This is a genomic window from Roseateles sp. GW821-FHT03B02, from assembly GCF_059421025.1.
On record NZ_JBWKUV010000008.1, the window covers coordinates 139439 to 165305 of the forward strand.

Consider the following 25867-nt stretch of genomic DNA (forward strand, 5'->3'; position numbering starts at 1 on the left):
TCCTTTTTCCCATGGCAGCCCATCTCGACCTCGAAGAACAAGAACAACTTGAGCAAGTCAAAGCGTTCTGGAAGCGCTGGGGCAACCTCATCACCTGGCTGATCACGGCCGCACTGGCCGCCTTTGCCGCCTGGCAGGGCTGGAACTGGTACCAGCGCGATCAGGCCGCCAAGGCCGCCGCGATGTACGACGAGTTCGACCGTGCGCTTGCAGCCCAGGATCTCGACAAGGCCGCCGGCGCCGCGGGCGACCTGAGGGCCCGTTTCGCCGGTACCGGCTACGCAACGCAGGCCAGCCTGCAGGTCGCCAGGCTGCAGCTGGACAAGGACAAGCTCGACGATGCCAGGCAGAGCCTGACCTGGGTGACCGAACATGGTGCCGACGGCGGCCCCTACCAGGACATTGCACGGCTGCGCCTGGCCGGCCTGCAGCTCGATGCCAAGGCCTATGACGAGGCGACCAGGTCGCTGGACGCGATCAAGTCGCCCGAGTTTGCCGGCCTCGTTGCCGACCGCCGCGGCGATCTGCTGCTGTTGCAGGACAAGCGCGACGCTGCCAAGGCCGAGTACCAGAAGGCCCTGGCCGCGCTGGACAAGACGCTGGACTACCGTCGCGTCGTCGAGGCCAAGCTCGCGACGCTGGGCGTGCCGACGGCCGTCGATGCCACCGGAGCGCCGCAATGAAGCGCGCCGTCCTGATTTCGCTGCTGGCCGCGTCGCTGGCCGGCTGCTCGACCATCAGTTCGACCTGGAACAACTGGTTCGGCGACGACAAGAACAAGCCCGCCGCGCTGGAGACCCTCACCGGCTCTGCCACTGCTCGCATCGTCTGGAGCAGCAAGGGCGACAACGTCAATTTCCCGCTCAGTATCGCGACGCCGGGTGACCGCTTCGTCGTTGCTGGCAGTGATGGCAGCGTGCGCGCACTGGCCGCTGCCGACGGCCGCGAGCTGTGGCGTGGTGATGCCGGGGCCAAGCTGTCGGCCGGCATCGGCAGCGATGGCCGCTTTGCCGCCGTCGTCAACCGCGACAACGAACTCGTCGTGCTGGACGCCGGCAAGCTGGTCTGGAAGAAGGCCCTGCCCACGCCCGTCGTCGCCGCGCCGCTGGTGGCCGGCGAGCGCGTCTTCGCGTTGACGCTGGACCGCCAGGTGCTGGCCTTCGACGCGCTGGACGGCCGCAAGATCTGGGAGCTCAAGCGTCCCGGCGAGCCGCTGACGCTGGCCAAGGCCGGCGTGTTGCTGGCCTACAAGGACACGCTGATCGTGGGCCAGGGCTCGCGCCTGGCCGGTGTCGACCCGCTCAAGGGCCAGCTGCGCTGGGAGGCCAGCGTGGCCACGCCGCGCGGCACGAATGAAGTCGAGCGGCTGGCCGACCTCGTCGGCCCGGCCGTGCGCCAGGGCGAGCTGATCTGCGCGCGCGCCTTCCAGTCCTCGGTCGGCTGCGTCAACGCCGAGCGCGGTGGCGCGCTGTGGAACCGTGTCGTCGGCGGCACCAACGGCATCGGCGCCGACGACCAGATCGTCGTGGCCGGCGACGCCTCCGATCGCCTGTCGGCCTGGAAGCTGGCCAATGGCGACCTGGCCTGGTCGGCCGACCAGTTTCAGCGCCGCAAGCTCTCCGAGCCCGTGCTGCTGAACAAGCAGGTCCTGATCGGCGACTTCGAAGGCCAGCTGCATCTGCTGGACCGTGACACCGGCAGGACCCGGTCGCGCCTGGCGACCGATAGCTCGGCCATCGTCACCATCGCGCTGCTGCGCGATACCGCGCTGGTCGCCACCAAGAGCGGCGGCCTGTTCGCGATCAAGGCCGAATGAAACCTGTCATCGCCCTCGTCGGCCGCCCCAATGTGGGCAAGTCGACGCTGTTCAACCGCCTGACGAAGTCGCGCGATGCCATCGTGGCCGACTTCGCCGGCCTGACGCGTGACCGCCACTACGGCGACGGCCGCCTGGGCGACCGCGAGTTCATCGTCATCGACACCGGCGGCTTCGAGCCCGATTCGACGACCGGCATCGTCAAGGAGATGGCCAAGCAGACCAAGCAGGCCGTCGCCGAGGCCGATGCGGTCATCTTCGTCGTCGACATCCGCCTGGGGCTGTCGGCCCACGACAGCGAGATCGCCCGCTACCTGCGCAGCGTCAACAAGCGCGTGCACCTGGCCGTCAACAAGGCCGAGGGCATGAGCGAGTCGCCGCTGCTGGCCGAGTTCCACGAACTCGGCATGGGCGAGCCGCATCCCATCTCGTCGGCGCACGGGCAGGGCATCCGCAGCCTGCTGGACGCGGTGCTGGAGCCCTTCGAGGACACCAGCGAGGAGTTCGGCGCCGGCCCGCAGCAGGATGGCGTCATCCGCCTGGCTGTGGCCGGCCGGCCCAACGTCGGCAAGAGCACGCTGATCAACACCTGGCTCGGCGAGGAGCGCCTGGTCGCCTTCGACATGCCGGGCACGACCCGCGACGCCATTGCGGTGGACTTCGAGCGCAACGGCCAGAAGTTCAAGCTCATCGACACGGCCGGCCTGCGCCGCAAGGGCAAGGTCTTCGAGGCCATCGAGAAGTTCTCGGTCGTCAAGACGCTGCAGGCCATCGCTGACGCCCATGTCGTGCTGCTGCTGCTGGATGCTACGCAGGGCGTCACCGACCAGGACGCCCACATCGCCGGCTACATCCTCGACAGCGGCCGTGCCGTCGTGCTGGCCGTCAACAAGTGGGATGCCGTCGACAGCTACCAGCGCGAGACGCTGAAGCGCCAGATCGAGCAGCGACTGGCCTTCCTGAAGTTCGCGCCGATGCACCAGATCTCGGCGCTCAAGCGCCAGGGCCTGGCCGCGCTGTGGAACGCCATGGCCGACGCCTACGCCTCGGCCTACCGCAAGATGACCACGCCGGTGCTGACCCGTCTCATCCAGGAAGCCGTCGAGCATCAGCAGCCCAAGCGGGCCGGCCTGTCGCGCCCCAAGCTGCGCTATGCCCACCAGGGCGGCCAGAACCCGCCCATCGTCGTCATCCACGGCAATGCACTGGAGGGCGTCACGGAGGTCTACAAACGCTACCTGGAGGGCCGCATCCGCGCCCACTACAAGCTGGTCGGAACGCCGCTGAAGATCGAGCTGCGTTCTTCGAAGAATCCCTTCGACGAAAAGACCTAGGCTGACGGCCGGCACCGCCGGGACCCTGTGTTAAGGTCTAACCCGTAGTCCCTTCCCCCCGATAACTCGGAGCATACCGATGAGCAACAAAGGCCAACTTTTGCAGGACCCCTTTTTGAACCTGCTCCGCAAAGAGCATGTGCCCGTCTCGATCTACCTGGTCAACGGCATCAAGCTCCAGGGCCACATCGAATCCTTTGACCAGTACGTCGTCCTGCTGCGCAACACCGTGACGCAGATGGTCTACAAGCACGCAATCTCCACCGTCGTGCCGGGTCGTGCGGTCAACTTCCACGCCGGCGACGCCCCCGCGGACGCCTGATCCCCACCCCTTGTCCTCGACCTCTGCCCATACCGCGACGCCGCCCTCCGAGGCGGCGCGCGCCATTCTTGTGGGTGTCGATTTCGGCCGGCGCAACGCCGCCCAGGGCTTCGACGAGAGCCTGGACGAGTTGGCCCTGCTGGCCGAATCCGCCGGCGACACGCCGGTGGCCAAGGTCATCGCGCGCCGCCCGGCACCCGACGCGGCGCTTTTTGTCGGTTCCGGCAAGGCCGACGAGATCAAGCTCCTCGTGCAGGCCCACCAGGCCCACACGGTGCTGTTCGACCAGGCCATCTCACCGGCCCAGCAGCGCAACCTGGAGCGCGTGCTCGGCGTGCCCGTGGCCGACCGCACGGCGCTGATCCTCGAGATCTTCGCCGCCCGCGCACAGAGCCACGAAGGCAAGCTGCAGGTCGAACTGGCGCGGCTGCAATACCTGGCCACACGCCTGGTGCGGCGCTGGAGCCACCTGGAGCGCCAGAGCGGCGGCATCGGCATGCGCGGCGGCCCCGGCGAGGCCCAGATCGAGCTGGACCGTCGCATGATCGACGACCGCATCAAGAAGACCAAGGAGCGGCTCAAGCAGGTGCAGCGCCAGCGCAGCACGCAGCGCAAGTCCCGCTCGCGCAACGGCGTCTTCAAGGTCTCGCTGGTCGGCTACACGAATGCGGGCAAGAGTACGCTATTCAATGCGCTGACCAAGGCCCGTGCCTACGCAGCCAACCAGCTTTTCGCGACGCTGGACACGACGACCCGCTCGCTTTACCTGGAGCAGGCGGCGGCCAGCGTGTCGCTGTCCGACACGGTGGGCTTCATCCGCGATCTGCCGCACAAGCTCGTTGAGGCCTTTCGCGCCACGCTGCAGGAGGCGGCTGATGCTGACCTGCTGCTGCACGTCGTCGACGCTGCCAGTCCGGTGCTGGACGAGCAGATGGTCGAGGTCGAGCGCGTGCTGGCCGAGATCGGCGCCGCCGATGTGCCGCAGATACTCGTCTACAACAAGCAGGACCTGCTTTCCGACGACCAGCGCCCGCGCGAGATCGTCGATGCGGTGCTGCGCGCCAACGGCAGCACCGAGCCCACGCCGCGCGTCTTCGTCAGTGCCATCGACGGCAGCGGCCTGGCCGAACTGCGCCAGCTGATTGCGACGGCCATGCAGGCCCAGCCCTTGATTCCCGACGAGCGGGACCCACGTTTCGACGTGGACTCGCCCGACGACGAACCTTCTCCCTCAGACCCTTCCCAGGCATGAGCAGCACACCTCACTCCCAGCCCCGCAGCCCGTGGGTCCAGCGTCTGATGACGCCCGTGGCCAAAGCCGCGGGCCGGCTGCTGAACAACGGCCGCAACGACGGCCCGCCCGATCTCGATGAACTCTGGCGCGACTTCAACCGCAAGCTCTCGGGCATGTTCGGCGGCAAGTCTGGCGGGCCGACCGGCCCCAATGGTGCGGGCGGTTCACCCGACATGAAGGGGGCCGGCATCGGCGTCGGGCTGATTGCCGGTGTCGTGGCGCTGGGCTGGCTGGCCAGCGGCTTCTTCATCGTGCAGGAAGGCCAGCAGGGCGTCGTCACGTCCTTCGGCAAGTACAGCAAGACGGTCGAGGCAGGCTTCCAGTGGCGCCTGCCCTATCCCTTCCAGGCGCATGAGATCCAGCCGGTCTCGCAACTGCGCCAAGTCGAGGTGGGTCGCAGCTCCGTCGTCGCGGCCACGGGCCTGCGCGACTCGTCCATGCTGACGCAGGACGAGAACATCGTCGACATCCGCTTCACCGTCCAGTTCACGATCCGCGACCTGCGCGACTTCCTGTTCGAGAACCGCGACCCCGAGCAGGCCGTGCTGCTGGCCGCCGAGTCCGCGGTGCGCGAGATCGTCGGCAAGAACACGATGGACTCGGTGCTCTACGAGCAGCGCGACGCCATCGCTGCCGACCTGATCAAGTCCATCCAGGCACAGCTCGACCGCCTCAAGGCCGGCATCCAGATCAAGAACGTCAACGTGCAGAGCGTGCAGCCGCCCGAGCAGGTGCAGGCTGCCTTCGAGGACGCGTTCAAGGCCAACGCCAACCGCGAGCAGCTGAAGAACGAGGCCCAGGCCTATGCCAACGACGTGATCCCGCGCGCGCGTGGCGAGTCGGCCAAGCTGCGCGAGCAGGCCGAGGGCTACAAGGCCCGCGTCATCGCAACCGCCGAGGGCGATGCGCAGCGCTTCAAGAGCGTCTATGCCGAATACCAGAAGGCTCCGCAGGTCATGCGCGACCGCCTCTACATCGACGCGATGCAGCAGGTCTATGCCAACGTCAGCAAGGTCATGGTGGACAGCAGGAGCGGCTCCAACATGCTCTATCTGCCGTTGGACAAGCTGCTGCAGCAGGGCAGCAGCGGCACGGTGACTGTGTCGGCGCCGCAGCCGACCAGCGTGCCCGAGCCGCAGACGCTGCCCAGTGCCAGCGATCTGCGCAGCCGTGACAACCAGCGCAGCCGCGACGGCCGCTGACCGAGGACCACCGAATGAACCGTATTGCCGCCATCCTCGCCGGCGTCATCGTCGTGCTGATGCTGCTGTCGTCGATGCTCTTCGTCGTCGACCAGCGCCAGTTCGCCGTCATCTACGCGCTGGGTGAGATCAAGGAAGTCATCACCGAGCCGGGGCTGCACGCCAAGGCGCCGCCGCCCCTGCAAAACGTCGTGCTGCTGGACCGCCGCGTGCAGACGCTGGACAGTCCCGAGTCCCGTCCCATCTTCACGGCCGAGAAGAAGAGCCTGGTCATCGACTGGCTCATCAAATGGCGTGTTGCCGAGCCGCGGCAGTTCATCCGCAACAGTGGCGCCGACATGCGCAACGTCGACAACCGCCTCGCGCCCATCGTGCAGGCGGCCTTCAACGAGGAAGTGACCAAGCGCACGGTCATCGCCGTGCTATCCACGGAGCGCGAGAAGGTCATGAACGACGTGCGCAAGCGCCTGGCCGACGAGGCCAAGCAGTTCGGCATCGAGGTCGTCGACGTGCGTATCAAGCGTGTGGATTTCGCCTCCACGATCACCGACTCGGTCTACCGTCGCATGGAGTCGGAACGCAAACGCGTGGCCAACGAGACGCGCTCGACCGGCGCGGCCGAGGGCGAGAAGATCCGCGCCGACGCCGACCGTCAGCGCGAGATCATCGTGGCCGAGGCCTACCGTGACGCGCAGGTGATCAAGGGTGAGGGTGATGCCAAGGCGTCGGCCCTGTACGCCGACGCCTTCGGCCGCGATCCGCAGTTCGCGCAGTTCTATCGCTCGCTGGAGGCTTATCGCGCCAGCTTCCGCAACAAGAGCGACGTCATGGTGGTCGATCCCAGCAGCGACTTCTTCAAGGCGATGCGCGGCTCCGGCGCCGCACCGGCTGCCGCACCTGCGCGCAAGTGAACGAGCTGCTGGCCGCGCTTGCGCTGGTGATGGTCATCGAGGGGCTGATGCCGCTGATCAGCCCGGCGCGCTGGCGCGAGCTGTTCAGCCGTATCCTCGCGATGAGCGATGGCCAGATCCGTTTCATCGGTCTGGCCAGCATCCTGATGGGCCTGTTCGGATTGCTCTGGTTGCGCTGATCCGAAGCTTCGATGGCGGGAGGGCATAGGTACAATGCCGTTTTTAACCGCCTAGCCTGCGCCCATGTCCTCTGCTTGGCTGCTGCCCGAGCACATTGCCGATGTCCTGCCTTCGCAGGCGCGCCGCATCGAAGAGCTGCGTAGAGAGCTGCTCGACATGGCCCGCAGCTATGGCTGCGAGCTCGTCATCCCGCCGCTGCTGGAGCACCTCGATTCCCTGTTGTCCGGTACGGGCAGCGGCTCCGAAATCAAGCTCTTCAAACTGGTCGACCAGCTTTCCGGTCGCAGCCTGGGCCTGCGTGCCGACACCACGCCCCAGGTCGCCCGCATCGACGCCCATCTGCTGAACCGCCAGGGCGTGACTCGGCTGTGCTACTGCGGTCCCGTGGCGCACACGCGGCCCGACGGCCTGAATACCAGCCGTGAGCCGCTGCAATTCGGCGTCGAGGTCTATGGCCACGCCGGCCTGGAAGCCGACCTGGAAGTGCACGAGCTGGCCCTGGACGCGCTGCGCCGCGCCGGCCTCAGCGACGTCATGCTGGATCTGGGCGATGCGCGCCTGCTGCAAGGCGTGCTGGACGGGGTGAAGCTGCCCGCCGACACGCTGAATTCGCTGACCGGCGCGCTGGCGGCCAAGGACATGGGCGTGCTGGGCACGTTGACGGCAGGAATGCCCGCCGTGACGCGCGACGCACTGCTGGCTCTGCCCAGCCTGTACGGTGGCCGCGAGGTGCTGGCCGAGGCGGCGCGGCGCCTGCCTGACCACCCGCTGGTCAAGGCGGCGCTGGCCGACCTGGACTGGCTGGCCGGCCATCTGGCCACGGTCCACCCCGAAGTGGCGCTGGGTTTCGACCTGGCCGACCTGCAGGGCTATGCCTACTACACCGGCATCCGCTTCGCGGCCTATGCCGCGGGCTGCTCCGACGCCGTGCTGCGCGGCGGGCGCTACGACGAGGTGGGCGCGGCCTTCGGCCGCCGCCGCCCGGCCGTGGGCTTCAGCCTGGACCTGAAGACACTGGTGACGCTGGTGCCGGCAACGAAGCTGCGCGCCGCCGTGCGCGCGCCCTGGGGTGAGGACGCCTCGCTGCGCCAGGCCGTGCGGGCGCTGCGGGAGCAGGGCGAGACCGTGGTCTGCGTGCTGCCGGGGCATGAGCACGAGGCCGATGAATTCGACTGTGACCGCGAGCTCGTTCGCGAGCACCATGAGTGGGTCGTCCGGACGCTGTAAGGCGCGGCGCCCATCCTCCATTTCAAGCAATACAGGCAATCAACATGAGCCAAACCGCGCGTGGACGCAATGTGGTCGTCGTCGGCACCCAGTGGGGTGACGAGGGCAAGGGTAAGGTCGTCGACTGGATGACCGACCATGCTCAAGGCGTGGTGCGTTTCCAGGGTGGCCACAACGCAGGCCATACGCTGGTCATCAAGGGCGTGAAGACCGCGCTGCAGCTCATCCCCAGCGGCATCATGCGCGACGGCGTGGCCTGCTATATCGGCAATGGCGTCGTGCTCGACCCGACCCACCTGCTGACCGAGATCGAGCGCCTGGAAGCGGCTGGTGTCGAGGTGCGTTCGCGCCTCTTCATCAGCGAATCCTGCCCGCTGATCCTGCCCTTCCACGTGGCCGTCGACAAGGCGCGCGAGGCGCTGCGCGAGACCAGCGGCAGCGGCAAGATCGGCACGACCGGCAAGGGCATCGGCCCGGCCTACGAAGACAAGGTTGCCCGCCGCGCCCTGCGCGCCCAGGACCTGAAGCATCCCGAGCGTTTTGCCAAGAAGCTGCGCGAACTGCTGGAGCTGCACAACTTCGCGCTGCGCGGTTACCTCAAGGGTGAAGAGCTGGCCTTCGAGCCCATCTTCGAGCAGGCCATGAAGATGGCCGAGCAGATCAAGCCCATGCTGGCCGACGTCGGCTACATGATCCACAAGGCCAGCATGGCCGGCGCCAACATCCTGTTCGAAGGCGCCCAGGGCACGCTGCTGGACATCGACCACGGCACCTACCCCTACGTCACGTCCAGCAACTGCGTGGCCGGCAACGCCGCGGCTGGCGCCGGCGTGGGCCCGCAGATGCTGCACTACATGCTGGGCATCACCAAGGCCTACACGACGCGTGTCGGCTCCGGCCCCTTCCCGACCGAACTGGACTGGGAGCAGCCGGGCACCGTGGGCTATCACCTGTCCACGGTGGGCCAGGAGCGCGGCACCGTGACCGGCCGCGCCCGCCGCTGCGGCTGGCTGGATGCTGCCGCGCTGAAGCGCTCCATCATCATCAACGGCATCACCGGTCTGTGCCTGACCAAGCTCGACGTGCTGGACGGCCTGAGCGAGATCAAGATGTGCGTGGGCTACAGGCTTGACGGCAAGCTGCTCGACATCCTGCCGCTGGATGCAGACGAGATCGAGGCCTGCGAGCCCGTTTTCGAGACCTTCCCGGGCTGGACCGAGACCACCTTCGGCGTGACGTCCTGGGACGCACTGCCCGCCAACGCGCGCAATTACCTGAAGCGCGTGGAAGAGGTCATCGGCGCACCCATCGACATGGTCTCCACCGGCCCTGACCGCGAGCACACCATCGTGCTGCGCCATCCGTATTCCGCCTGATCACCAATCACTCCACGGAGACAACGCCACCATGTTGACCGACGACGGCAAGCACCTATACGTATCCTGGGACGAGTACCACCTGCTGACCGAGCGGCTGGCGCTCAAGGTCCACGCCTCGGGCTGGGAGTTCGACCAGATCCTCTGCCTGGCCCGTGGCGGCATGCGCCCGGGTGACGTGTTGTCGCGTGTCTTCGACAAGCCGCTGGGCATCATGTCGACGAGTTCCTACCGCGCCGAGGCGGGCACCATCCAGGGGCGCCTGGACATGGCCAAGTACATCACCATGCCCAAGGGCGAACTGGCTGGCCGCGTGCTGCTGGTGGATGACTTGGCGGACTCGGGTGTCACGCTGAAGGCCGTGGTGGAGCGCCTGCGAGGCATGCCCTCCATCACCGAACTGCGCTCGGCGGTCATCTGGACCAAGAAGGTGTCGGCCTATACGCCTGACTACTACTGCGAGATGCTGGAAACTTCGCCGTGGATCCATCAGCCGTTCGAGGAGTACGACGGGATGGGGCCGGAGCAACTGGCGAAGAAGTTCGTCGTTTGATTGGGGTGTTTGTGGCGCGGATCGAAGAAGCTCGGTTTGTGCCACCACTCGACGAAGTGCCCATCGAGGGCGCCTCGTCGGGCGCCTTTGCCGCGCTGCGCGTCCCACTTCGACGCGCAGCGCCGAAGTGGTCGAATCCTCTCCTGCGCACCCAAAAGCAAAAGGCCGGCGCTTTCGCGTCGGCCTTTTGCTTTTGTTTTGGTGCCCAGGAGAGGACTCGAACCTCCACGGAGTTACCCGCTAGTACCTGAAACTAGTGCGTCTACCAATTCCGCCACCTGGGCAAGGTGCTCAAGACTTCGATCGAAGACCTGAGCCGTTTCAGGAAAACAGAGACTATATCATCAAAAACTTGAAGAACACAAATACTTCGCCTACGGGCGACGGTGCGGGCCTGCTGGGTGAGGTCGAGGGCACGCTGCAAGGCCACCGCGATGGCCACGGCTTCCTGATCCCCGACGATGGCTCGGCCGACATCTACCTTTCCTCGCAGGAAACCCATGCCGTCATGCACGGCGACCGCCTGCGCGTGCGCGTCGTGCGCTTCGACAAGCGCGGCCGCCCCGAGGGGCGCGTGCTGGAGATCCTCGAGCGCAAGAAGCGTCCGCTGATCGGCCGCCTGCTGCTCGAATCCGGCATCTGGCTCGTTGCGCCCGAGGACCGGCGCATGGGTCAGGACATCCTTATCCCCAAGAACGGCATCGCCAACGCCACGGCCGGCCAGGTCGTTGCCGTCGAGCTGACCGAGCCGCCGTCGCTGTACTCGCAGCCGGTCGGCCGCGTCGTCGAGGTGCTGGGCGAGATCGATGATCCCGGCATGGAGATCGAGATCGCCGTGCGCAAGTACGACGTGCCGCACCGCTTCAGCCCCGAGACGCTGGCGCAGAGTGCCAAGCTGCCCGAGAAGCTGCGCGCCGCCGACCTCAAGCACCGCGTCGACCTGCGCGACGTGCCCCTGGTCACCATCGACGGCGAGGACGCGCGCGACTTCGACGATGCGGTCTACTGCGAGCCCCACAAGGCGGGGCGCGGCAAGAAGGCCTTCGAAGGCTGGCGCCTGTTGGTCGCCATCGCCGACGTCTCGCACTACGTCAAGCCCGGCGAGCCGCTGGACGCCGATGCTTACGAGCGTGCGACCTCGGTCTACTTCCCGCGCCGCGTCATCCCGATGCTGCCGGAGAAGCTGTCCAACGGTCTGTGCTCGCTGAACCCTTATGAAGACCGGCTGAGCATGGTCTGCGACATGCTCGTGTCCAGCGAGGGCACGGTCACGGCCTACCAGTTCTATCCGGCGGTGATTTGCTCGCACGCGCGCTTCACCTACACCGAGGTGGCGGCCATCCTCGGCAACACCCACGGCCCCGAAGCCGCCAAGCGACGCGAGCTGGTGCCGCATCTGCTGCATCTGCACGAGGTCTACCGTGCGCTGCTCAGCGAGCGCCAGCGCCGCGGCGCCATCGATTTCGAGACCACCGAGACCCAGATCGTCTGCGACGACAACGGCCGCATCGAGAAGATCATCCCGCGCACTCGCAACGATGCGCACCGGCTGATCGAGGAGGCCATGCTGGCCGCCAACACCTGCTCGGCAGATTTCATCCAGGGCGCCAAGCATCACTCGCTCTACCGGGTGCACGAAGGCCCGACGCCCGAGAAGCGGCAGACGTTGCAGGCGTATCTGCGCTCGCTCGGCATCGGCATGGGCATCTCCGACGATCCGTCGCCGCGCGAGTTCCAGGCCATCGCCCAGTCCACCAAGGACAGGGCCGACGCCCAGCAGATCCACACCATGCTGCTGCGCTCCATGCAGCAGGCCATCTACACCGGCACCAACTCCGGCCATTTCGGCCTGGCCTACCCGGCGTACACGCACTTCACCAGCCCGATCCGGCGCTACCCCGACCTGCTGGTGCATCGCGTCATCAAGGCCCTGCTCGGCAACAAGCGCTACACGCTGGATGCCAGCAAGATGAACGTGCCGCAGGCGCCCAAGCGCCCCGGCCGTGCGGCGCCGCCGAATCCTGCCGAGGCCCGCAACGAGGCCGAGCGTTGGGAGGTCGTCGGCGCACACTGCAGCGCCAACGAGCGTCGCGCTGACGAGGCCAGCCGTGACGTCGAGGCCTGGCTGAAGTGCCGCTACATGCGCGACCGACTCGGCGAGGAGTTCGCCGGCACCGTCAGCGCGGTCACGTCCTTCGGCCTCTTCGTGCAGCTGGATGCGCTCTACGTCGAAGGCCTGGTCCACATCACCGAGCTGGGCGGCGAGTACTACCGCTTCGACGAGGTCCGTCAGGAGCTGCGCGGCGAGCGCACTGGCATCCGCTACGCCACCGGCGCGCGCGTGCAGGTGCAGGTCAGCCGCGTCGACCTGGACGGCCGGCGCATCGACTTCCGCCTCGTGCGCGATGGCGACGAGTTGCGCACGGCGGGTCGCGGCGGTGCTGCCAAGCCCGCCGGCAAACCATCGGCCAAGGTGCCAGCGAAGAAGCGCGCCCCCAAGACCGCCGTCGAGGCGCTGGACGAGGTGCGCCAAGCCGACCGCGACGTGAAGAAGAGCCGCAAGGAAGTCATCGCGGCGCTGCACCCCGTCAAGGCGGCACAGCAGGCCGCCAAGCGCGCGGCGAGCAAGGCGTCCAAGAAGACGCCCGCCAAGGCCGCGCCGCGCAAGCGCCGCTGATGCGCTAGCGGCGCGACGCCAGGCGCTCGACGAGGTCGGCGGCGCGCAGCACGCCGCCGACCTCGCCGGCACGGCCATGCGCGTCCACGCCGGCGCAGGCGATGGCATGCGCGCCCGCCTCGGGCTGCTGTGCCCAGAGTCCGCCCAGCCAGCCGGCAAGCACGTCGCCGCTGCCCGCTGTGGCCAATGCCGGCCCGCCGCTGGCGCAGACGGCCGGCCGTTCGCCGGGCGACGCGACGATGCTGCCCGAGCCCTTCAGCACGACGGTGCAGTCCAGCTGCCCGGCCAGCTCGCGGGCGGCGGCGAGGCGGTCGGCCTGCAGCCGGGCGGTGTCCCGGCCCAGCAGGCGTGAGGCTTCCAGGGGGTGGGGGGTCAGCAGCGTCGTGCCGGCAGACCGTGCGCGCAGCAGAGCTTGCAGCGCCGTGTCGGCTGCGATGACGTTCAGTGCATCGGCATCCAGGATCAGCCGCGGCAAGGCCTTCAGCAATGCGGGCAGGGTGGCGCCGATGTCCGGCCCGGCACCGCAGCCGACGACGCCCACGGCCTGCGGCAGATCGACCGGCCGGCCGCGCATCAGTTCGGGTCGGCCGGGGTCGGCGACTTCGTCGGCCGGCAGTCCTGGCAGATCGACGTAGACCCGTCCCGCGCCACAGGCCAGCGCTGCCCGCGCGGCCAGCCGTGCGGCACCCTGCATGCCTGGCGCGCCGCCGACGACCAGCACCTGGCCGTGACTGCCCTTGTGGCTGGTCGGGCTGCGTACTGGCGCGCCTGCGGGCCCGAGCAGATCGGCCGAGGGCGCCTCGTCGGGCGTGATGCCCAGGCCGTCAAACCAGAGGCGTCCGCAATGCGCCCGGCCCTCACCGGTGAAGAGGCCGGGCTTGATCGTCAGCAGCGTCAGCGTGTGATCGGCGCGCACTGCGCGCTCACCGGCCGGCTGGCCCGTGTCGGCGAGCAGGCCGCTGGGCAGGTCGACGGCCAGGAGGGGGGCGCCACAAGCCTGCATCGCCGCGATCGTGGTGAGCATCTCCTCCGACGGTGCGCGGTTCAGGCCCAGGCCCAGCAAGGCGTCGATGACGAGGGAAGGGCTCGGCGGCGCGGCGTGGCCGACGTGGACCGCCACGCCATGCCCGGCGAGCTGGCGCGCGGCCACGAGCCCGTCGCCGCCATTGTTGCCCGGGCCGCAGGCGATCCAGACGGGGCCGTCACCGCGCCGCAGCGCCAGCGCGAGCTTGGCGACGGCCAGGCCCGCTCGCGCCATCAGATCGGGCGAATGGACAAGGGCGCGCGCCTCGATGCGTCGGCTGGCGGCAACGTCGAACAGCGGCAGCGTGGTGGTGGTGGGCAGCAGCGCGTGCATGCCCCGAGCTTAGGCCAGACGCCGGGCGTCCAGGGCGCCGATGTCGAGTGCGAGCGTCTGGCCGGCGACCTGCTGGGCCAGTACCCGGGCGGCGCCGCAGGCCAGGCCCCAGCCATGGCCGCCGGGCGACAGGTTCAGCCAGAGGCCTGCGCGGCCGCTGGCGCCGAGCACCGGCAGGCCATCGGCCGCGAGCGCGCGCCGGCTCTGGCCGTGCTGCACCTGGCTGTGCATCACCGACCCGGGGAACCAGTGCTGCAGGCCGCGGTGCAGGGCTTCGAAGTCGGGGGCGTGCTTGTCTCTGGCGCCGGTCACTGCGAGCTCTCCGGACATACGCACCCGCTGGCCGATGCGTGCGATCACGAGGCCGCGCGACGCGTCCACCCAGCCGGCCCTGGGGCCGAGGTCGGGGTGGGCTTCGAGCAGGCGCAGCGGGGCGGTGACGGAGGCCTCGTGGCGAGCCGCCAGCGGTAGACGCCGGCCGAGCAGTTCCGGCGCGTCCAGGCCGTTGCACAGCACGACGGCGTCGAAGCGCTCATCCTGCGGGTCGAGCTGCTGGGGCAGGGTGTCGCCGGCCTCGCGTTCAGCGCCGCGTGTCGGCGCCTCCGTGGGTGGCGTGTACTCGTGGCGAAGCAGCAGGCCCGCGCCATCGGCGCTGACGCTGCGCACCGTCGTGTGGAAGCGAAACTCGGCGCGCAGTCGCTGAGCCTGGTGCCGCAACTGCTGGGCGAAGAGGCGGGCATTGCCCACGCCGCCGCCGGTGAAGGCCAGCGCGGCGGCCAGCGGTGCGTCGGCATTCAGCCCCGGCTCGCGCAGGCGCGCCTCACCGGCATCGATGAGGTCGACCTGCAGGCCCAGCGCCTTCCAGCTGCCCAGGCGTGCTTCGGCGGCCGCGACGCGCTTGGCGTCGGTCAGCGCGACGAGCAGGCCGTCGGCCGATTCATCGTCCAGGCCGAGTTCGCGCCGCAGCTCGGCGGTGCGGGCCAGGCCCAGCTGGCTCAGCGCGACGACCTGTCCGGCGGCGTCGCCGCCGCGGCGCCCGGCGCGCCAGCGGCGAAAGCGGAAGGCCAGCGGCGCCGGCGACGTCGTGTCAGCGAGGTCTGGAACGAAGGGAGAGAGCAGGGCGCTGCCGGCAAAGCTCGCCTGTTCGGCGACGCTGCCGCCGCGCTCGAAGACCTGCACCTGGCAGCCCAGCGCGGCCAGCTCGTAGGCCGTTGCCACACCGGCCAGGCCGGCGCCCACCACCGCGACGCGGCGGCTCAAGCGCGCACCCTGCAGGATGCTTCGGCGGGTGCGCCGGCGGCCGCTGCGCAGCGGCTTTGGCAGAAGAGAGCCATGGATTGTGTATACTCTGCGGGTTTTGCCGGAGGGCTCAGCGCATTTTTCGCGCCGGAGTCTGGGCAGAACGGTTGTGAGGGTGTCGTGGCTGAACGGTTCGGCCGCCACTCGTCGCAACAAATCGCAAACCGGTCACGCAAAGGTGTTGTGGTTTGCGGCATCGGGAAACGTTTGTTTCCAGGCGCTGCAACGCAATTCGGGCCGGATTTTAGACACAACCTTCGGAGTAAGACCCATGTCTGTCACGATGCGCGAGATGCTGGAAGCCGGCGTCCATTTCGGCCACCAAACCCGCTTCTGGAATCCCAAGATGGCCCCGTATATCTACGGCCATCGCAACAAGATTCACATCATCAACCTCGAGAAGACGCTGCCCGCGTTCAACGATGCGATGAAGTTCATCCGATCGCTGGCTGCCAAGCGCGGCACGATCCTCATGATCGGCACGAAGCGCCAGGCCCGTGAGTTCATCGCCGCCGAAGCGCAGCGCGCCGGCATGCCCTACGTCGACTCGCGTTGGCTGGGCGGCATGATGACCAACTTCAAGACGGTCAAGACCTCCCTCAAGAACCTGAAGGACATGCAGGCCCAGGTCGAGGCTGGCACCCAGCCCGCGATCAAGAAGGAAGCCCTGCTGTTCCAGCGCGACATCGCTAAGCTGGAAAAGAACATCGGCGGCATCCAGGACATGACCGCCCTGCCCGATGCCATCTTCGTCATCGACGTCGGCTACCACAAGATTGCCGTGGCCGAAGCCAAGAAGCTGGGCATTCCCGTCATCGGCGTGGTGGACACCAACCACTCGCCCATCGGCATCGACTACGTCATTCCCGGCAACGACGACTCCGCCAAGGCTGTCGCGCTGTACGCCCGTGCCGTCGCTGATGCCGTGCTGGAAGGCAAGGCCAACGCCACGAACGAAGTGCTGGCTGCGGTTGCCCCCGCCGGCGACGAGTTCGTCGAGGTTTCCGAAGAGGCGTAAGCCCTTTCGACCCTGCATCTGAAAGGGGCCGCGAGGCCCCTTTTGCCAACCGAAATCTGGAGAGAGAAATGGCTGCAATCACTGCAAGCATGGTGGGCGAACTGCGTGCCCGCACCGACGCCCCGATGATGGAGTGCAAGAAGGCGCTGACCGAGGCCGACGGCGACCTGGGCCGCGCTGAAGAGATCCTGCGCGTCAAGCTGGGCAACAAGGCCGGCAAGGCCGCCTCGCGCATCACCGCCGAAGGCATCGTCGCCTCGGCCGTGGTCGGCGGCAACGGCGCGCTGATCGAAGTCAACTGCGAGACCGACTTCGTCTCCAAGAACGACGCATTCCTGGCCTTCGTCGGCGCGCTGGCCGGCCTGGTGGCCGAGCACAACCCGGCCGACGTGGCCGCGCTGTCGGCCTTGCCCCTGTCGCAGGAAGGCTTCGGCCCGACGGTGGAAGACGTGCGCAAGGGCCTGATCGGCAAGATCGGCGAGAACATGACGATCCGCCGCTTCCAGCGCTACACCGGCAGCAAGCTGGCCACCTACCTGCACGGCACCCGCATCGGCGTGGTCGTCGAGTTCGAAGGTGACGACGTGGCCGCCAAGGACGTGGCCATGCACATCGCCGCCATGAAGCCCGCCGCGCTGTCCAGCTCCGACGTGCCGGCCGAGCTGGTCGAGAAGGAGCGCAAGATCGCCACCGAGAAGGCAGCCGAGTCCGGCAAGCCGGCCGACATCGTCGCCAAGATGGTCGAAGGCTCGGTGCAGAAGTTCCTGAAGGAAGTCTCGCTGCTGGACCAGGTCTTCGTGAAGGCCGCCGACGGCAAGCAGACCGTGGGCGCCCACCTGAAGGCTGCCAACACGACCGTCAAGGGCTTCACGCTCTACGTCGTCGGTGAAGGCATCGAGAAGAAGGTCGACGACTTCGCGGCTGAAGTGGCTGCCCAGGTGGCGGCCGCCAAGGGTCAGTAAAGACGCTTGCGAAATCGAACGAAATGAAGGGGCGCCAAGTTGGCGCCCTTTAAACTTCCGGCCCCGACAGGCCTTAAAACCCCGAGGACACCATGCCCGCGTACAAGCGCATCCTGCTCAAACTCTCCGGTGAAGCCCTGATGGGCGACGACGCCTACGGCATCAACCGCGCGACCATCGTGCGCATGGTGCAGGAAGTCCGCGAGATCACGCAGATGGGCGTGGAAGTCGCGGTCGTCATCGGTGGCGGCAACATCTTCCGCGGCGTGGCCGGCGGTTCGGTCGGCATGGACCGTGCCACCGCCGACTACATGGGCATGCTGGCTACGGTGATGAACTCGCTGGCCCTGGCCGACACCATGCGCCAGGAAGGCATGACGGCGCGCGTGATGTCCGCCATCGCCATCGAGCAGGTCGTCGAGCCCTATGTGCGCCCCAAGGCGCTGCAATACCTCGAAGAGGGCAAGGTCGTCGTGTTCGCCGCCGGCACCGGCAACCCCTTCTTCACGACCGACACGGCCGCCGCGCTGCGCGGTGCCGAGATCGGTGCCGAGATCGTGCTGAAGGCTACCAAGGTTGACGGCGTCTACACGGCCGACCCCAAGAAGGACCCCGAGGCCAAGCGCTACTCGGCCATCACCTTCGACGAGGCCATCAGCCGCAATCTGCAGGTGATGGACGGCGCCGCCTTCGCGCTGTGCCGTGACCAGAAGCTGCCGATCAAGGTCTTCAGCATCTTCAAGCCCGGCGCCCTGAAGCGCGTGGTGCAGGGCGAGGACGAGGGCACGCTCGTCCACGTTTAAGTGAGCAAGAGAGACAGATCATGAGCACTGCCGACATCAAGAAGAACGCCGAGGCCAAGATGGCCAAGTCCGTCGAGGCCCTGAAGGGCGAGCTGCAGAAGATCCGCACCGGTCGCGCCCACCCGGGCATCCTCGATCAGGTCAGCGTCGACTACTACGGCTCCATGGTGCCGATCTCGCAGGTGGCCAACGTGACCCTGCTGGACGCGCGCACCATCTCCGTCCAGCCCTGGGAAAAGGGCATGGGCGCCAAGATCGAGAAAGCCATCCGCGAAAGCGACCTGGGCCTGAACCCGGCCTCGCAGGGCGACCTGATCCGCGTGCCGATGCCGCCGCTGACCGAGGAGCGCCGCCGCGACCTGACCAAGGTCGTGCGCAACGCCGGCGAGGACGCCAAGATCGCCGTGCGCAACCTGCGCCGTGATGCCAACGAGCACGCCAAGAAGCTGCTGAAGGACAAGGAAATCGGCGAGGACGACGAGCGCCGCAGCCTCGACGAGGTGCAGAAGCTCACCGACCGCGTGATCAACGAGATCGACAAGGTGATCTCGGCCAAGGAAGCCGAGATCCTCGCGGTTTGAGCGCCGTCCTCATGGCGCAAGACCGCCTGGCGCCGCCGCGCCATGTCGCCATCGTCATGGATGGCAACGGCCGCTGGGCCAAGAAGCGCTTCCTGCCGCGCTTCTTCGGCCACAAGGCCGGCGTGGACAGCCTCGTCAAGATTGTTCAGGCCTGCATAGCCCGCGACATTGAGCACCTGACCGTCTTTGCCTTCTCCAGCGAGAACTGGAAGCGGCCCAGTGACGAGGTCTCCGGATTGATGGGCCTGGTGCTGGCGGCTGTCAGCCGCTACCTGGCCAAGATGGGCGCCATGGGCGTGCGCATCCGCATCGTCGGCGATCGCGATGCCGTGTCGGACAAGCTGCGCAATGCCTGGAACGAGGCCGAGAGCAGCACGCTGCACAACACCAAGCTGACGCTGAACGTCGCCTTCAACTACGGTGGCCGCTGGGACATCGTGCAGGCCTGCAAGAAGGCCATCGAGGCTGGCGTGCCGGCCGCGGAGCTGACCGAGGCCAAGCTGTCGGAGTTCATGGCCATGAGCTATGCGCCCGATCCGGACCTTTTCATCCGCACGGGTGGCGAGGTTCGCATCAGCAACTTCCTGCTCTGGCAGGCGGCGTATACCGAATTCGTGTTCTCGGACTGCCTGTGGCCCGAGTTCGGCGAGCGAGAACTGGACGCGGCCATCGCGGCCTTCCACGAGCGCGACCGCCGCTTCGGCGGCGTCAAAGAAACTCCCGCTGCCTGAAAGGCTGGCCATGCTGAGAACGCGCGTCATCACTGCGGTCGTGCTGCTGGCCATCCTGCTGCCAGTGCTCTTCCAGGCCTCGCCCTGGCCCTTTGCCTGGGTGACCGTCGTCATGATGGGTGCCGCCGGCTGGGAATGGGCGCGGCTCAACGGCCTGCCCGGCATGGGCGCCATTGCCGCCGGCGTGGCCCTGGCCCTGGCCTGCGTCTGGACGCTGTTGATCGGCGGCCTGAACGCACCGCCGGCCTGGGTCTGGTCCCTGTCCAGCCTTGTGTGGGTGCTGGGTGGCGCCTACGCGCTGCGCGCGGGCCCGGCGGGCTGGCCGAAGATCGCACGCGGTGGCCGCCTTGCGATGGGTGCTCTGCTGCTGTGGGGCGCCTGGCTGGCTATCGTGCAGGCCAAGGTGCATGGCATCAACTTCATCCTGTCGGTGTTCTGCCTCGTGTGGATGGCCGACATCGCCGCCTACTTCTGCGGCCGGGCCTTCGGCAGGCGCAAGCTCGCACCGGCCATCAGCCCGGGCAAGAGCTGGGAGGGCGTCTGGGGCGGGCTGGCCGGTGTCATCCTGCTGGGCTTCGTGTGGGTCCACGTCATCGACGTTAAGCTGGCTGTGGACTCGCCCAGTCTCTATACCCTGCTGGTGCAGAGCCATGGCTGGGTGTCGCTGCTGGCCCTGGTTTTCCTGGGCGCGATGAGCGTCGTCGGTGACCTGTTCGAATCCCTCGTCAAGCGGGCCGCCGGCGCCAAGGACAGCAGCGGCCTGCTGCCCGGCCATGGCGGCGTGCTGGACCGCATCGACGCGCTGCTGCCGGTCTTCCCGCTGGCGCTCGCGCTGATCTCCCTATGAATCGCCAACGCGTCTGCGTGCTGGGCTCGACCGGCTCCATCGGCGTCAACACGCTGGACGTCATCGCGCGTCACCCTGAGCGCTACGAAGTCTTCGCGTTGAGCGCGATGAGCCGTGTCGATGAACTGCTGGCCCAGTGCCTGAGCTGGAAGCCGCGCTTTGCCGTCATGCCCGAGCGCGACGCCGCCGCGCGCCTGCGCGAGCGCCTGCGTGAAGCGGGCAGCGCGACCGAGGTGCTGGACGGCGCCCAGGCCCTGGCCGACATTGCCGCCCACCCGGACGTCGATACCGTCATGGCGGCCATCGTCGGCGCCGCAGGTCTGGCGCCGGCCATCGCCGCGGCCCGTGCCGGCAAGCGTCTGCTGCTGGCCAACAAGGAGGCCATCGTCGTCGGTGGCGCCCTGTTCATGCATGCGGTGGAAGAGGGCGGGGCGACGCTGCTGCCCATCGACAGCGAGCACTCGGCCATCTTCCAGTGCCTGCCCGAGGACCGTGCCACCTGGCACGAGCGCATCGACCACATCGTGCTGACGGCCTCCGGCGGCCCCTTCCGCAGCCGCGACCCCAGGACGCTGGCCGATGTGACGCCCGACCAGGCCTGTGCCCACCCCAACTGGGTCATGGGCCGCAAGATCTCGGTGGACTCGGCCACGATGATGAACAAGGCGCTGGAGGTCATCGAGGCGCGCTGGCTGTTCAACCTCGCGCCCGGGCAGATCAAGGTGCTGATCCACCCGCAGAGCATCATCCACTCGATGGTGGTCTGCCGTGACCAGTCCGTGCTGGCCCAGCTCGGCACGCCCGACATGCGGGTCCCCATCGCCTACGGCCTGTCCTTCCCCGAGCGCATCACCTCGGGCGCAAGCCGGCTCGACCTGCTGGGCACGCCCAGCCTGACGTTCGAGGAGGCCGACGCGCAGCGCTTCCCCGGCCTGCACCTGTCCTGGCAGGCGCTGCGTGCTCCGGAGGGCAGCACGACGGTGCTGAATGCGGCCAACGAGATCGCCGTCGACGCCTTCCTGAACGGGCGCCTGCGTTTCGATCGCATCCACGCAGTCAACGCCCAGTGTCTGGCCGACGTTCAGCCGGGCGACTGCGCCAGCATCGAGGCGCTGCTGGATCTCGATGCCCGGGCTCGCGCCCATGCACGACAACTGCTGTGACGACCGTCCTCGCCTTCCTGGCCGCGCTGGCCCTGCTGATCGCGGTCCATGAATGGGGCCACTACCGCGTTGCGCGGGCCTGCGGCGTCAAGGTACTGCGCTTCTCCATCGGCTTCGGCCGCGTGCTGTGGCGGCGTGTCGGGCGCGACGGCACCGAGTTCACGCTGAGTGCACTGCCGCTGGGCGGCTACGTGCGCATGCTGGACGAGCGCGACGGCCCGGTGGCGCCAAACGAGCGCGAGCAGGCCTTCAACCAGCGCCCCCTGCGCCAGCGCGCTGCCATCGTCGCGGCGGGTCCCTTCGCCAACTGGGTGCTGGCGGTGCTGCTGTTCGCCGCCGTCGCCTGGATGGGCAGCGAAGTACCCAAGGCCGTGCTCGGCACACCGCCCGCCGGCTCCCTGGCCGAACGTGCGGGCCTGCATGCCGGTGACTGGGTGCGCGCCACCTCTGTCGATGGCCAGCAGTGGCAGGACCTCGAAGCCCTGCCTGCGCTGCAGTCCGCAGTCGCGCGCGCCCAGGCCCTGGGCGAGCCAGTGCACCTGTCGGTCACCGACGTCCAGGGGCATGGGTCGCGCAGCGTCCGGCTGGAGACCGAGCGCCTGGCCGGCCGGGCTCCCGATGCGCGGCTGTTCAATGACATCGGTCTGGCGCCGCTGGCCGAGCCGCTGATCCGTCAGGTGGCTGCCGGTGGCGCGGGTGCCGCGGCCGGCTTGGTGGCTGGCGACCGCGTGCTGGCCATCGATGGCCAGGTAGTGCCGGATGCGGGCTTCCTGCGCGATGCCATCCGCCGCGCCCGCGACGGCGACCAGCCGCGAGCGATGGCCTTGCGCGTCGAGCGGGGTGGCCAGGTGGTCGAGCTGACCGCAACGCCACGCCTGGTCGACGAGGGCGGCCAGCGCGTGGCCCGGCTGGAGATTGGTGTCGGCTCGCCGCCCGAGCGCGTCTTCGTCAGCTACGGCCTGATCGATGGCCTGTGGCGAGGCGCCGAGCAGAGCTGGGACATGGCCACCACGACCGTGCGGCTGCTCGGCCGCATGCTGATTGGTGAAGCTTCGGTAAAGAACCTCAGCGGGCCGTTGACCATCGCCGACTACGCGGGCCAGTCCGCCCAGGCCGGACTGGCCCCGTATCTGGACTTCCTGGCGAAGATTTCACTGAGCCTGGCCGTGCTGAACCTGCTGCCGCTGCCGATGCTCGACGGCGGGCACCTCATGTATCATCTTTTCGAGGGTCTGAGTGGCCGCCCCGTCTCCGAATGGTGGCAACGGCAACTGCAGCGCGCTGGTGCGCTGATCCTGATGCTGATGATGGCCTTGGCCCTTTCCAACGACGTCGCCCGTTTCGCGGGCTGGCACTGACACTCCCCGGTTCCCATGTCCTTTTCTTTCAGTTCGGGAGCGAAGCGTCGCCCCTCACTCCTGGCGTTGGCTCTCGCGGGGATCTTCCAGTCGGGCGCAGCCTGGGCCGTCGATCCCTTCGTGCTCAAGGACATTCGCGTCGAGGGCCTGCAGCGCACCGACCCGGGCACCGTGTTCGCGTCGCTGCCCTTCCGCATCGGCGACACCTACAACGATGAAAAAGGTGCCGCCGCCCTGCGCGCCCTGTTCGCGACCGGCCTGTTCAAGGACGTGCGCATCAGCATCGAGGGCACTGCCGTCGTCGTCATCATCGACGAGCGACCCATCATCGCCAACGTCAACTTCGTCGGCCTGAAGGAGTTCGATACCGAAGCCCTGACCAAGTCGCTGAAGGACGTCGGCATCGGCGAAGGCAAGCCCTTCGACAAGGCCCTGGCCGACCGTGCCGAGCAGGAGCTCAAGCGCCAGTACCTGACGCGCAGCCTCTACGGTGCCGAGGTCACGACGACCATCACCCCGATCGAGCGCAACCGCGTCAACGTCAGCTTCAACGTGACCGAGGGCGAGCCGGCCAAGATCGCCGAGATCCGCATCCTGGGCACCAAGGTGTTCTCGGAGAGCACGCTGCTGGGCCTGCTGGAGCAGACGACCACCGGCTGGCTGACCTGGTACACCAAGACCGACCGCTACTCGCGCGCCAAGCTGAATGCGGACCTGGAAACCATCCGCAGCTACTACCTGAACCGTGGCTATCTGGAGTTCGCCGTCACCTCCACGCAGGTGACGATCTCGCCGGACAAGCAGAGCATCAGCATCGCCGTCACGATCAGCGAAGGCCAGCCCTACACGGTCACCGGCATCAAGCTCGAAGGTGACTACCTGGGCCGCGAGGAGGACTTCAAGCACCTCGTCTACCTCAAGCCCGGCGAGGCCTACCAGGGCGAGGCGGTGGCCACGACGACGCGCGCCTTCAGCGACCTGTTTGGCACCTACGGCTATGCCTTCGCGCGCGTCGACAGCAAGCCCGACATCGACCGCGCCACCGGCCAGGTCGTCGTCACCTTCGCCGCCGAACCGCAGCGCCGTGTTTACGTGCGCAAGGTCATCATCTCCGGCAACTCTCGCACCCGCGACGAAGTCATCCGCCGCGAGTTCCGCCAGTTCGAGGCGGCCTGGTACGACGGCCAGAAGATCAAGGCTTCGCGCGACCGCGTCGAGCGCCTGGGCTACTTCAAGGACAAGGAAGTCAGCATCGACACCCAGGAGGTGCCGGGCGCCCAAGACCAGGTCGACGTCATCCTGACCGTTGTCGAGCGCCCCACCGGCGCCATCACGGTCGGTGCCGGCTACTCCAGCCAGACCAAGCTGTCCTTCACCGGCTCCATCCGCCAGGACAACGTGTTCGGCTCGGGCAACTACCTCGGCATCGACGTGGCGACGGCCCGCACCGGCCGCCAGCTGCAGGTCAGCACGGTGGACCCGTACTTCACTGTGGACGGCGTGTCGCGCTCGCTCGACGTGTTCTACCGCACCACCCGCCCGATCAACACGCTGGGCGAGGAGTACCAGTACGTCACCAAGGGCGGTGCGATCCGCTTCGGCGTGCCCTTCTCGGAGCTCGACACCGTCTTCTTCGGTATCGGCTACGAGCAGACCAACATCACGACGTCCAAGGGACTGCCCAACAGCTACTTCCTGTTCGCCAACCAGTTCGGTCAGCGCAGCAACTCCGTGCCGCTGACCATCGGCTGGCAGCGCGACAGCCGCGACAGCGTGATCTCGCCTATGAAGGGCCGCTACCAGCGCGTCAACGTCGAGGCCAGCGCCATCGGCGACGCCCAGTACGCGCGCTTGAATCTGCAGTACCAGCAGTATTTCGAGATCACCAACAAGATCACGCTGGGCATCAACAGCGAACTCGGCTGGGGCGTGGGTCTGGGCGGCAAGCCCTACCCGATCTTCAAGAACTTCTATGGCGGCGGCCTGGGCTCGGTGCGTGTCTTCGAGGCCGGCTCGCTGGGCCCGGTGGACGTGACCGGCTCCTACAGCGGCGGCAGCAAGCGCTTCAACACCAACGCCGAGCTCTATCTGCCGGTGCCTGGCAGCGGCAACGACAAGAGCTTCCGCATCTTCGGCTTCATGGACGCCGGCAACGTTTGGGGCACGGGCCTCGCGGAGAAGGTCAGCTTCGACACCATCCGCGTGTCGGCCGGTCTGGGTCTGTCCTGGATCTCGCCGATGGGGCCGCTGCGCCTGAGTTATGGCAAACCTATCCGCAAACAACGCACGGATAGAATCGAGAAATTCCAATTCCAGATCGGGACTGCATTCTGATGATGAGCAAGCTCTTGCAATCGGTGGCCCTGGCCGCTTCGATGGTTGTGGCCACTTCGGCCGTGCAAGCCCAGGAACTGAAGATCGGCTACGTCAACAGCGAGCGCGTGCTGCGTGAGGCCAACCTGGCCAAGACCGCACAGGCCAAGCTGGAGGCTGAGTTCGGCAAGCGTGAGAAGGATCTGCGCGATCTGGAAACCAAGCTGCGCGGCGCCGCCGAGAAGCTGGAGAAGGACGCCCCGACGCTGTCCGAGAACGAGCGCAATCGCCGCCAGCGCGACGTCGTCGAGCAGGAGCGCGACCTGCAGCGCAAGCGCCGCGAGTGGCAGGAAGACCTGACCCAGCGCAAGAACGAAGAGCTGTCGTCCGTGGTCGAGAAGGCCAACAAGGTCATCAAGCAGATCTTCGACGCCGAGAAGTACGACCTCATCCTGCAGGACGCGATCCACTTCAGCGCCCGCGTGGACATCACCAAGAAGGTGATCGACGCGCTGAACGCGCAGAAGTAAATCGCACGTCGCT

General features: G+C 67.6%; 24 protein-coding genes and 1 tRNA gene. 22 read left to right on the top strand and 3 right to left on the bottom strand.

Going from position 1 to position 25867, the window contains the following annotated elements:
- Nucleotides 1-11: 11 nt before the first annotated feature.
- From AC07VX_RS20380 to AC07VX_RS20430, 11 genes are all read left to right on the top strand, one after another.
- Nucleotides 12-683 carry a YfgM family protein gene (locus AC07VX_RS20380; RefSeq protein WP_493166244.1) on the top strand — a complete coding sequence of 224 codons (672 nt, stop codon included), beginning with the start codon at nucleotides 12-14 and terminating at the stop codon, nucleotides 681-683.
- Complete coding sequence (gene bamB / locus AC07VX_RS20385) at nucleotides 680-1816, top strand: outer membrane protein assembly factor BamB (protein ID WP_493166243.1); 1137 nt, start codon at nucleotides 680-682, stop codon at nucleotides 1814-1816. Before AC07VX_RS20380 ends, bamB begins: the two co-directional genes overlap by 4 nt.
- Nucleotides 1813-3150, top strand: a complete 1338-nt coding sequence (der, locus tag AC07VX_RS20390; RefSeq protein WP_493166242.1) for a ribosome biogenesis GTPase Der — start codon at nucleotides 1813-1815, stop codon at nucleotides 3148-3150. The genes bamB and der overlap by 4 nt, the downstream gene beginning before the upstream one ends.
- A 79-nt stretch (nucleotides 3151-3229) precedes the next feature.
- Entirely contained in the window at nucleotides 3230-3472 is a 243-nt protein-coding gene (gene hfq, locus AC07VX_RS20395; protein ID WP_056198163.1) for an RNA chaperone Hfq, read from the top strand.
- Nucleotides 3473-3482: 10 nt separating this feature from the next.
- Complete coding sequence (gene hflX / locus AC07VX_RS20400) at nucleotides 3483-4724, top strand: GTPase HflX (protein WP_493166241.1); 1242 nt, start codon at nucleotides 3483-3485, stop codon at nucleotides 4722-4724.
- On the top strand, nucleotides 4721-5968 hold the full coding sequence (gene hflK, locus AC07VX_RS20405) for an FtsH protease activity modulator HflK (RefSeq protein ID WP_493166240.1): 1248 nt from the start codon (nucleotides 4721-4723) through the stop codon (nucleotides 5966-5968). Before hflX ends, hflK begins: the two co-directional genes overlap by 4 nt.
- Nucleotides 5969-5982: 14 nt before the next feature.
- Nucleotides 5983-6879, top strand: a complete 897-nt coding sequence (gene hflC, locus AC07VX_RS20410; protein ID WP_493166239.1) for a protease modulator HflC — start codon at nucleotides 5983-5985, stop codon at nucleotides 6877-6879.
- Nucleotides 6876-7058: a DUF2065 domain-containing protein gene (locus AC07VX_RS20415; protein WP_493166238.1), complete on the top strand. Its 183-nt coding sequence runs from the start codon at nucleotides 6876-6878 to the stop codon at nucleotides 7056-7058. Before hflC ends, AC07VX_RS20415 begins: the two co-directional genes overlap by 4 nt.
- A gap of 64 nt (nucleotides 7059-7122) precedes the next feature.
- Nucleotides 7123-8286 (top strand): ATP phosphoribosyltransferase regulatory subunit, encoded by a 1164-nt coding sequence (locus tag AC07VX_RS20420; protein ID WP_493166237.1) that lies wholly within the window; start codon nucleotides 7123-7125, stop codon nucleotides 8284-8286.
- Nucleotides 8287-8330: 44 nt separating this feature from the next.
- Nucleotides 8331-9662 carry an adenylosuccinate synthase gene (locus tag AC07VX_RS20425; protein ID WP_493166236.1) on the top strand — a complete coding sequence of 444 codons (1332 nt, stop codon included), beginning with the start codon at nucleotides 8331-8333 and terminating at the stop codon, nucleotides 9660-9662.
- Nucleotides 9663-9693: 31 nt separating this feature from the next.
- Entirely contained in the window at nucleotides 9694-10215 is a 522-nt protein-coding gene (locus tag AC07VX_RS20430) for a phosphoribosyltransferase (RefSeq protein WP_493166235.1), read from the top strand.
- Nucleotides 10216-10414: 199 nt separating this feature from the next.
- Here AC07VX_RS20430 and AC07VX_RS20435 read toward each other — a convergent pair.
- A tRNA-Leu gene (locus AC07VX_RS20435) sits at nucleotides 10415-10499 on the bottom strand.
- 113 nt (nucleotides 10500-10612) lie between these two features.
- On the opposite strand from AC07VX_RS20435, the gene rnr reads away from it, so the two are divergent.
- The gene (rnr, locus tag AC07VX_RS20440; protein ID WP_493166363.1) at nucleotides 10613-12892 is read left to right on the top strand and encodes a ribonuclease R; all 2280 of its coding nucleotides are present in this window, start codon (nucleotides 10613-10615) and stop codon (nucleotides 12890-12892) included.
- Nucleotides 12893-12896: 4 nt separating this feature from the next.
- Here the strand turns inward: rnr and AC07VX_RS20445 are convergent, their stop codons facing one another.
- Nucleotides 12897-14249: an NAD(P)H-hydrate dehydratase gene (locus AC07VX_RS20445; protein ID WP_493166234.1), complete on the bottom strand. Its 1353-nt coding sequence runs from the start codon at nucleotides 14247-14249 to the stop codon at nucleotides 12897-12899.
- 9 nt (nucleotides 14250-14258) lie between these two features.
- Nucleotides 14259-15509: an NAD(P)/FAD-dependent oxidoreductase gene (locus tag AC07VX_RS20450; RefSeq protein ID WP_493166233.1), complete on the bottom strand. Its 1251-nt coding sequence runs from the start codon at nucleotides 15507-15509 to the stop codon at nucleotides 14259-14261.
- A gap of 310 nt (nucleotides 15510-15819) precedes the next feature.
- Here AC07VX_RS20450 and rpsB point away from each other — a divergent pair, with 310 nt between their 5' ends.
- From rpsB to AC07VX_RS20500, 10 genes are all read left to right on the top strand, one after another.
- Nucleotides 15820-16566 (top strand): 30S ribosomal protein S2, encoded by a 747-nt coding sequence (gene rpsB / locus AC07VX_RS20455; protein WP_493166232.1) that lies wholly within the window; start codon nucleotides 15820-15822, stop codon nucleotides 16564-16566.
- A 68-nt stretch (nucleotides 16567-16634) separates the two neighbouring features.
- Complete coding sequence (tsf, locus tag AC07VX_RS20460; protein ID WP_493166231.1) at nucleotides 16635-17528, top strand: translation elongation factor Ts; 894 nt, start codon at nucleotides 16635-16637, stop codon at nucleotides 17526-17528.
- A 92-nt stretch (nucleotides 17529-17620) separates the two neighbouring features.
- Complete coding sequence (pyrH, locus tag AC07VX_RS20465) at nucleotides 17621-18331, top strand: UMP kinase (protein WP_493166230.1); 711 nt, start codon at nucleotides 17621-17623, stop codon at nucleotides 18329-18331.
- A 20-nt stretch (nucleotides 18332-18351) separates the two neighbouring features.
- A complete protein-coding gene (frr, locus tag AC07VX_RS20470) occupies nucleotides 18352-18912 on the top strand; it encodes a ribosome recycling factor (protein ID WP_493166229.1) in 561 nt (186 codons plus the stop codon).
- A gap of 11 nt (nucleotides 18913-18923) precedes the next feature.
- A complete protein-coding gene (gene uppS, locus AC07VX_RS20475; RefSeq protein WP_493166362.1) occupies nucleotides 18924-19643 on the top strand; it encodes a polyprenyl diphosphate synthase in 720 nt (239 codons plus the stop codon).
- A 10-nt stretch (nucleotides 19644-19653) separates the two neighbouring features.
- Nucleotides 19654-20490 carry a phosphatidate cytidylyltransferase gene (locus tag AC07VX_RS20480; RefSeq protein ID WP_493166228.1) on the top strand — a complete coding sequence of 279 codons (837 nt, stop codon included), beginning with the start codon at nucleotides 19654-19656 and terminating at the stop codon, nucleotides 20488-20490.
- On the top strand, nucleotides 20487-21653 hold the full coding sequence (gene ispC / locus AC07VX_RS20485; protein WP_493166227.1) for a 1-deoxy-D-xylulose-5-phosphate reductoisomerase: 1167 nt from the start codon (nucleotides 20487-20489) through the stop codon (nucleotides 21651-21653). The genes AC07VX_RS20480 and ispC overlap by 4 nt, the downstream gene beginning before the upstream one ends.
- Nucleotides 21650-23011 (top strand): RIP metalloprotease RseP, encoded by a 1362-nt coding sequence (gene rseP, locus AC07VX_RS20490; protein WP_493166226.1) that lies wholly within the window; start codon nucleotides 21650-21652, stop codon nucleotides 23009-23011. Before ispC ends, rseP begins: the two co-directional genes overlap by 4 nt.
- A 15-nt stretch (nucleotides 23012-23026) precedes the next feature.
- The gene (gene bamA, locus AC07VX_RS20495) at nucleotides 23027-25345 is read left to right on the top strand and encodes an outer membrane protein assembly factor BamA (protein WP_493166225.1); all 2319 of its coding nucleotides are present in this window, start codon (nucleotides 23027-23029) and stop codon (nucleotides 25343-25345) included.
- On the top strand, nucleotides 25345-25854 hold the full coding sequence (locus AC07VX_RS20500) for an OmpH/Skp family outer membrane protein (RefSeq protein ID WP_493166224.1): 510 nt from the start codon (nucleotides 25345-25347) through the stop codon (nucleotides 25852-25854). The genes bamA and AC07VX_RS20500 overlap by 1 nt, the downstream gene beginning before the upstream one ends.
- The last annotated feature ends 13 nt before the right edge of the window (nucleotides 25855-25867 follow it).